At 41.6% G+C, this 7215-nt stretch carries 6 protein-coding genes and 1 pseudogene; 2 read left to right on the forward strand and 5 right to left on the reverse strand.

Going from position 1 to position 7215, the window contains the following annotated elements:
- Positions 1-50 precede the first annotated feature (50 nt).
- The 4 genes from P364_RS0131885 to P364_RS0131900 all read right to left on the reverse strand — a co-directional run bounded on the left by P364_RS0131885 (position 51) and on the right by P364_RS0131900 (position 4314).
- Positions 51-572 (reverse strand): NUDIX domain-containing protein, encoded by a 522-nt coding sequence (locus P364_RS0131885; RefSeq protein ID WP_024634057.1) that lies wholly within the window; start codon positions 570-572, stop codon positions 51-53.
- Between the two features lie 3 nt (positions 573-575).
- On the reverse strand, positions 576-2309 hold the full coding sequence (locus P364_RS0131890; RefSeq protein ID WP_024634058.1) for an RNase J family beta-CASP ribonuclease: 1734 nt from the start codon (positions 2307-2309) through the stop codon (positions 576-578).
- A gap of 105 nt (positions 2310-2414) precedes the next feature.
- A complete protein-coding gene (locus P364_RS0131895; RefSeq protein WP_024634059.1) occupies positions 2415-2834 on the reverse strand; it encodes a universal stress protein in 420 nt (139 codons plus the stop codon).
- Between the two features lie 16 nt (positions 2835-2850).
- Positions 2851-4314 (reverse strand): SulP family inorganic anion transporter, encoded by a 1464-nt coding sequence (locus P364_RS0131900; RefSeq protein WP_024634060.1) that lies wholly within the window; start codon positions 4312-4314, stop codon positions 2851-2853.
- A gap of 163 nt (positions 4315-4477) precedes the next feature.
- On the opposite strand from P364_RS0131900, the gene P364_RS0131905 reads away from it, so the two are divergent.
- Positions 4478-5020 carry a recombinase family protein gene (locus P364_RS0131905; protein WP_024634061.1) on the forward strand — a complete coding sequence of 181 codons (543 nt, stop codon included), beginning with the start codon at positions 4478-4480 and terminating at the stop codon, positions 5018-5020.
- A gap of 82 nt (positions 5021-5102) precedes the next feature.
- Here the strand turns inward: P364_RS0131905 and P364_RS35805 are convergent.
- Positions 5103-5640, reverse strand: a pseudogene (locus P364_RS35805) (cupin domain-containing protein).
- A 311-nt stretch (positions 5641-5951) separates the two neighbouring features.
- Here P364_RS35805 and P364_RS0131915 point away from each other — a divergent pair.
- Positions 5952-7019 (forward strand): flavin-containing monooxygenase, encoded by a 1068-nt coding sequence (locus P364_RS0131915; protein ID WP_024634062.1) that lies wholly within the window; start codon positions 5952-5954, stop codon positions 7017-7019.
- The last annotated feature ends 196 nt before the right edge of the window (positions 7020-7215 follow it).

Genomic DNA, 7215 nt, shown 5'->3' on the forward strand with positions numbered 1-7215 from the left:
ACATGAATGTGGGGCCATTACAAATTACATTGCGAGTCTAATATTCTAATCTAAAAGATTAATTCAGATGCAATCAACTCTAAAACAATCGTCTCTCTTTCAATGGAAAATCCCATGGAAGCCTCTTTATTCAATATTACCTGCCGATTATGCTTAATGGCCTGATGAATGTCGATCCAGACGGCAGACATCCCATTGTTCATTTCATAATCTTCGAGTTTGGCTTCTCCAAGCTGTTCATGAATGTTGCAAACATAATAATAAGATAACATATGGATCAGATCATATTCGGGTTTGTAATGGGGACGATACTCTTCAATGTAGCCGAACTCGTTTGTTACCTCAACCTGGGTAGCTCCGGTTTCTTCGGCAATTTCTCTTCTTAGCCCACTTAGTAGGTCCTCATCCGCTTCCACACCACCTCCGGGAAAACTGTAGTCATTATATCTACGGGTATAGAGTAGAAGAATCTCAGAACCACGCATAATAATGCCACGTGCTGCTTTTCGTTCAAACATTCGGCCATTTGGATCAGGTGTATCGGGATGAATTAACTTTTGAATCATTCTCATTGTTTAGTCGTCCTTTACTTGAGTAGGATGTGAAACGCTATGAATGGAAGAGAAAATCACAGGAGTTCGTTGTAATTGTGAGTAAAAGAAGTTCTGGAGTACTTCTGAGATCTTCCTTTCCCAAATCCCACAGCGGGCTTCTTTTTTCTGCTCTAGTCCATATAGTGCGGATTTCAAATGTGATTCTGCTGTTTTCATCAGTTCGTTAGCATCTCGTACATAGACAAACCCTCGGCTAATGAGATCAGGCCCTGATATCATTTGGCATGTCTCATTGTTTAAGACAAGTGCTACAATAAGTACACCATCCTTAGCCAATCTATTGCGTTCATCAATGAGTTCAGGCTCATGCCTCTCAACTTTACCACGTATCACAAATGACGATCCCGAAGGGAGATTCCTTCCTTTTCGAGCATGATATTTAGTAATGAGGAGAGGCTCTCCATTGTTCAATACATAGATTCTGTTGGAGGGTATTCCAACTTGCTCAGCTAGTTTTTGATGACTTACCAGCATTCGATATTCTCCATGGATCGGTATGAAATATTTCGGGCGCATGGTCCGTATCATCAGTTTTAAATCTTCCCGTGATCCATGCCCTGAAGTATGAATGTCATACTCTGCTCCGTAGAGGACAGCGGCTCCAGAACGCATCAGCATATCTATGCTTCGATTGACTTGAATGACGTTACCAGGGATCGGAGAAGAAGAAAAGACAACCATATCTCCTGGGAATATTTGAACGTGACGGTGGGAGCCGGCTGCAATACGGGTTAAAGCTGCATTAGGCTCTCCTTGACTACCCGTGCATAAAATGATGACTTGATGATGTGGAGTGGTGTGGATTTCCTTCATATTCATTAACATACCTTGTGGTATATGAAGGTGTCCAAGTTCTTGACCAATGGAGAATATTTTTTCCATACTGCGGCCCAGTATTAAAATTCTCCGATTACACTCTGAAGCAGCATGAATGACTTGTTGTAACCTGTGGACATTGGATGCAAAAGTCGCAAACAAAACTCGGCCTTCACATTGCTGGATTAATTCCAAAACAGATTCACCCACTGTTTGTTCTGAAAGAGACTGACCTTCGCGTTCACTGTTGGTACTATCAGACAGCAAAGCAAGCACACCTTTTTCACCTAACTGCATCATTTTATGAAGATCTGCTGTCTTTCCTTCAGGTGTCATATCAAATTTGAAGTCACCTGTGTGCACAATAGAACCATAGGGCGTATCTACAACGATACCAAAGGCATCGGGTATGCTGTGTATTGTTCGGAAAAAATGAACAGAAAGCTGCTGAAATGATACGCGTTCGTGATCCTGAATGATATGAAAATCCACTGAATTCGTTAACTTGTGCTCTTCCAACTTGGCTTTGACCAAGCCGATTGTTAGTGCACCGCCATAGATTGGAAACGAAAGATGTCTGAGTAAATAGGGAATAGCGCCAATATGATCTTCATGTCCGTGAGTAAGGAAAAGAGCTTTAATCTGTTGAGGCTTGTCCAGCAAGTAACGTATATCAGGAATAATGTAATCTACACCGTTCATATGGGCATCGGGGAATTTCAAACCTGCGTCAATCAAAATGATTTCATTTTTATATTCGATCCCATACATGTTCTTTCCAATTTCCCCGAGACCTCCAAGCGCAAAAATACGTACAGCAGGAGGAAGATAGCGTGATGTTTTTTGTGGTTTTTGAGTCTTTAATTTGGAGTGTTCCAAGATTTCCTCTCCTCCAGTCAACGTTTAAATGATCTAATCTAATTCCTTTAGAAAAAGAAGCGAGACCTCTGCAATTGCAGAGGTCCTGTGCTTCATATCCATCATCTATTTCACAATCATAACTGGACAATGAGCCCTCTTAACGACTTTATGACTCACACTTCCAAGTACGAATTCCTGTAAGGAGTTCAGTCCCCGGCTACCGATAATAAGCAGATCAACGCTGTTCTTATTCGCGTAATCAACAATCGTAGGACCAGGATCTCCATTTACGAAGGTAACTCGATAGTTCACATGTTTCTCTGTAAGTTCTTGCTGAACAGGCATAAGTTTCTGTTTACGTTTCAGTTCAATTTCCTCATGATTCTGAGAATGGAGCACTTCATCTTTGACCTTGGACAGGTCTACAACAAACAGAATCTCGACCTCAGCATCAGGGATTAAGGATGCAATATAAGCGGCTTCTTTCGCTGCCCGAATGGCATTATTAGAACCATCTGCAGCAAGTAGAATATGTTGATACATGTTCATCTCTCCTACCTTAATGTGATTTTAATTGTGCATTTGGATCTTGATAAACCGCTAACTTATTTACGAGTTTTTCACTTGACGTATTCAGTCCTTTAATCTTAACTCGGTTATGATTCTCCCGATATCTAATGACTACTTTATCGACAGCCCCTACACCTGAGTCATCCCAAATATGTGCATTTGAAAAATCAATACTAATGTCCGAATCCGCAATCTCGAAGTCAAAAGATTCAATAAAACCTTCCACCGATGCAAAGAATAGCTGACCCGACACATCAAATCTTACGTTTTTCTCCGTTGAGAGCTGCTTCACACTCACCTTTGAAATTTTAGAAGCAAAGAAGATGGCACTGAGAATGACGCCGACAATGACACCTAGTGCAAGATTATCGGTTGCTACAACAACAATAACGGTGACTAGCATCACGAGTGCATCACTTTTTGGAGCTTTACGGAGATAAGAGAAGGAAGACCAGTCAAATGTTCCGACGGCTACCATGATCATGATCCCGGCGAGTACAGGCATAGGGATCTGAACAACGACACCGCCAAGTACAAGGATAAGGAACATGAGGAATACGCCTGCAACGAGTGTAGATAACCTTCCTCGCCCACCAGACTTGACGTTGATTACAGACTGTCCAATCATGGCGCAGCCTGCCATACCGCCGAAGAAACCGGTAATGACGTTAGCAATTCCTTGTCCGCGAGCTTCTTTGTTTTTGTTACTGTTCGTTCCCGTCATATCATCCACGATGGAAGCCGTTAATAGAGATTCAACCAACCCGACAATAGCCAGTGAAATAGAATAAGGGAATATAATTTGCAATGTTTCGATATTAAAAGGAATATCGGGAATAAAGAATGAGGGAAGAGATTGTGTGATAATACCTAGCTCTCCAACCGTTCCCAAATCCAGGTTCCCCCAAATGGCAGCTGCGGTTAGAACCACAATGGCAATAAGAGGTGCTGGAATGGCTTTGAAGAATCGGGGTAAAACATATACAATAAGTAAGGTAACTCCAACGAAGATGTAGGTCAGCGTAGATATGCCTACAAAATGGGGAACTTGTGCCATGAATATCAGAATAGCGAGAGCATTCACAAAACCGATCATGACAGCCCTCGGGATGAATTTCATGAGTTTCCCGATTTTGAATACGCCAAAAAGCAATTGGATAACCCCAGTAAGAATGGTGGCAGCCAGTAAATACTGAACGCCATGTTCCTTGACCAAAGGAACCATAAGTAAGGCCATGGCTCCAGTAGCAGCCGAAATCATCCCTGGTCGGCCACCAATAAATGAGATGATGACAGCAATACAAAACGATGCATACAGACCCACCATGGGATCTACACCAGCAATAATAGAAAATGCAATGGCTTCGGGGATGAGTGCCAATGCCACTACAATCCCGGCTAATATGTCCCCTCGAATATTAGAGAACCAATCTTTCTTAATCCGTTCAATCACGTGTACTTCCACTCCTTATCTTTTTTTATGACTCTTACTCGACTAAAAGTCATATCCGGTTGAAGTATATTGATCTTATCACAGGAAGTCCCAAAAAGGAACCATTTCGGTTCTTATTTTGTGTTATAATTTTATAATGTCAGTTGCAGTTAGGAGTTTTAACATGATTATTGGCTATATGAGACCTTCACAGGATGACCCGAATTGTCAAAATCAACACGAAATTTTAAAGCGGAAATCCTGTGATCGAATATTGAAGGAAGAACATTCATCTGCAAAGCAAAGAACGCAGCTAAATGCCATGATGAACCAGCTCGAAGCAGGAGATGTCGTCGTTGTTACTCGATTGTTCTCCTTAGCTGACTCTACAAAACATCTTGTCGATCTGCTGAAGGAATTTCAAAAGCGAGAGGCCCATCTGTATTCTCTGAATGAAAATTTGAATACACAGGACAGTTCTGGTCGTATTTTTCTGGAGCATGTGAAGGCTTTACTTGACTTCCAAGGAGATTTAAGCAGTGAAAGCACGAAAAAAGGAATGGATGAAGCGAAGGAAAAGGGGACGAAGTTAGGTCGTCCTCGTAAATTGGATGGGAACGTAATGAAGGCGATACAAATGTATGAAAGTAAAGAGTACAGTCTTGCTGAAATTCGTGAAGAAACAGGTATTAGCAAAACAACGCTGTATCGATACCTCGATAAGTAATTAAATTAAGAAATAGCCTGATTTTTCTCCACGACGATGAAGAGAAATCAGGCTTTTGTAAATTGCATTAGAATACGATCAACTAACTTTCAGAAGACATGGCAATGGCTTTTGTTCCATGCACTGTCCCATAAGGATGCTCAGGCGGTGCATAGATCACGTACACTTTAAGAGGTATACTGCCTGTGTTGGATATTGTGCCATTTTCCAGCAGGCACCATAACGGCATAGTCCTCACAGGCCATCGTTTGAAAATTCAATTTGTCTTTCTCGTCTCCCATTTGCACAAGTCCCTGACCTTCTTCAATCCGTATGAATTGATCGGTTGTCGGGTGGACTTCCAGACCGATATCTTCGCCAACACGGATACTCATCAGAGTCACTTGAAAGTGCTTTCCTGTCCATAGAGCCGTACGATAATTTTGATTATACTTTGTAGCTTGATCAATATTGATTACAAGTGGTTGTTGTCCATAATCTCTTATTTCTATATTTCCACCAGGGTGACTAAGGTTCACATTTCCATGGCAATACGGAGGGGTGAGGACCTGTCCGTTGTTATTCCGGATGTTAGGCACTGGATTATGCCATTGATTTCGATTTGATAATTTAGGGTACATAGTCATTCTCCTTCTTTGGTGAAATATCTACTCACACCCTATGCAGCCGCCTATAGAAAGGTATACAACATTTGCAATAATGGGCATAAGCCTACATGTTTACATTGGTTTTATGACGTGGAGCGTTTACGTAAGTAAACGTTATAATTTTTTTACCGAGCGTTTTAATGAACACTTCCAGGGTAGCTTTTTAGATGAGATAACTAGTCATCGAAGAAATATACTTGCAATTTGCAAATAAACAATTATACTAAACGAGTACATACCTTGTAAGAATGAATCACTCTAATTATATTTGAAGGAGATGTGTTATGGAGCCAATCTGGGATGTCATTGTTATTGGTGGAGGTCAGGCAGGACTTGCTTCCGGTTATCATTTAAAAAAGAAAAGGCTGTCTTTTTTGATTTTGGAGGCAGGAGGAGCAGCGGTAGGGGCGTGGCCACAGTATTACGATAATTTGAAGTTATTCTCACCGGCCAAGTACTCGTCTCTGCCGGGGCTTTCGATAGATTCTCCAGGGGATCGATACCCACAACGTGATGAAGTTATTCAATACTTGAAGGACTATGCTTCTCATTTTGGATTGCCTTTGGTTTATAACAGCCATGTAGATCAAGTATCCAAAGAATCCGGGGTTTTTACAGTAACAACTTCAAGTGGAAAGAAATACGTGGCTCGCAATCTGATTTTGGCAACTGGATCGTTTAGTAGACCCTATACCCCTTCGATTCCAAACCATGAACAATTTGAGGGAGAAATCTTACATTCCGCGACGTATCGAACACCGGCCCCTTTTCATAATCAATCGGTCATTGTTGTAGGGAGAGGAAATTCCGCGGTTCAGATTGCGATGGAACTATCCGAAGTAGCTGAAACAACACTTGCTGTGAGAGAACCAGTAGCACTAATCCCGCAGCGTCTCTTGGGCCAGGATATTCACTTCTGGTTTAAGCTAACGGGGATCGATTCGTTTTGGAAATTTGGGAAGTCATTTGCAAACGGGTCATCCGTTCTGGATTTGGATGGATATAAGCAGCGGCTTAAAGCGGGGAACCCGAAACAAAAGAAAATGTTCACCGCATTTTATGACAGAGGTGTGATCTGGTCTGATGGAACACAAGAAGAGGTCCAAACCGTCATTTTCGCGACAGGATATCGTTCCAACGTTTCTTATATTGATGCATTAGGTGGACTGGATGGTCAAGGCGAACCCGAGCAAAAGAACGGGATTAGCAAGACAATCCCCGGACTTTATTTTGTAGGCTTGTCTGGACAGCGCTCCTTTGCATCAGCAACTCTTCGGGGTGTGGGGCCAGATGCTGAGTATGTCGTTAAGCATATCCAAAACAATTTAGAAAAGCAGAATAATTTAAAATAGTTGCAATATACAAATAATATGATTATAATAGACACCAAGAGGTGATCATGTTGCCGGATAACCAAAACCCAAGAGAGTTATTACAGATCATGGTACGTCGCTTCGGCTTGCTGGATAAAAATTGTTGCACGGTTGGAGAGCAGGAAATATCTTTAATCCAAAGTCATATCCTATATGAAATTGACCATCAACATGA

It is taken from the genome of Paenibacillus sp. MAEPY2 (assembly GCF_000499205.1).
Classification (GTDB): Bacteria; Bacillota; Bacilli; order Paenibacillales; family Paenibacillaceae; genus Paenibacillus; species Paenibacillus vandeheii.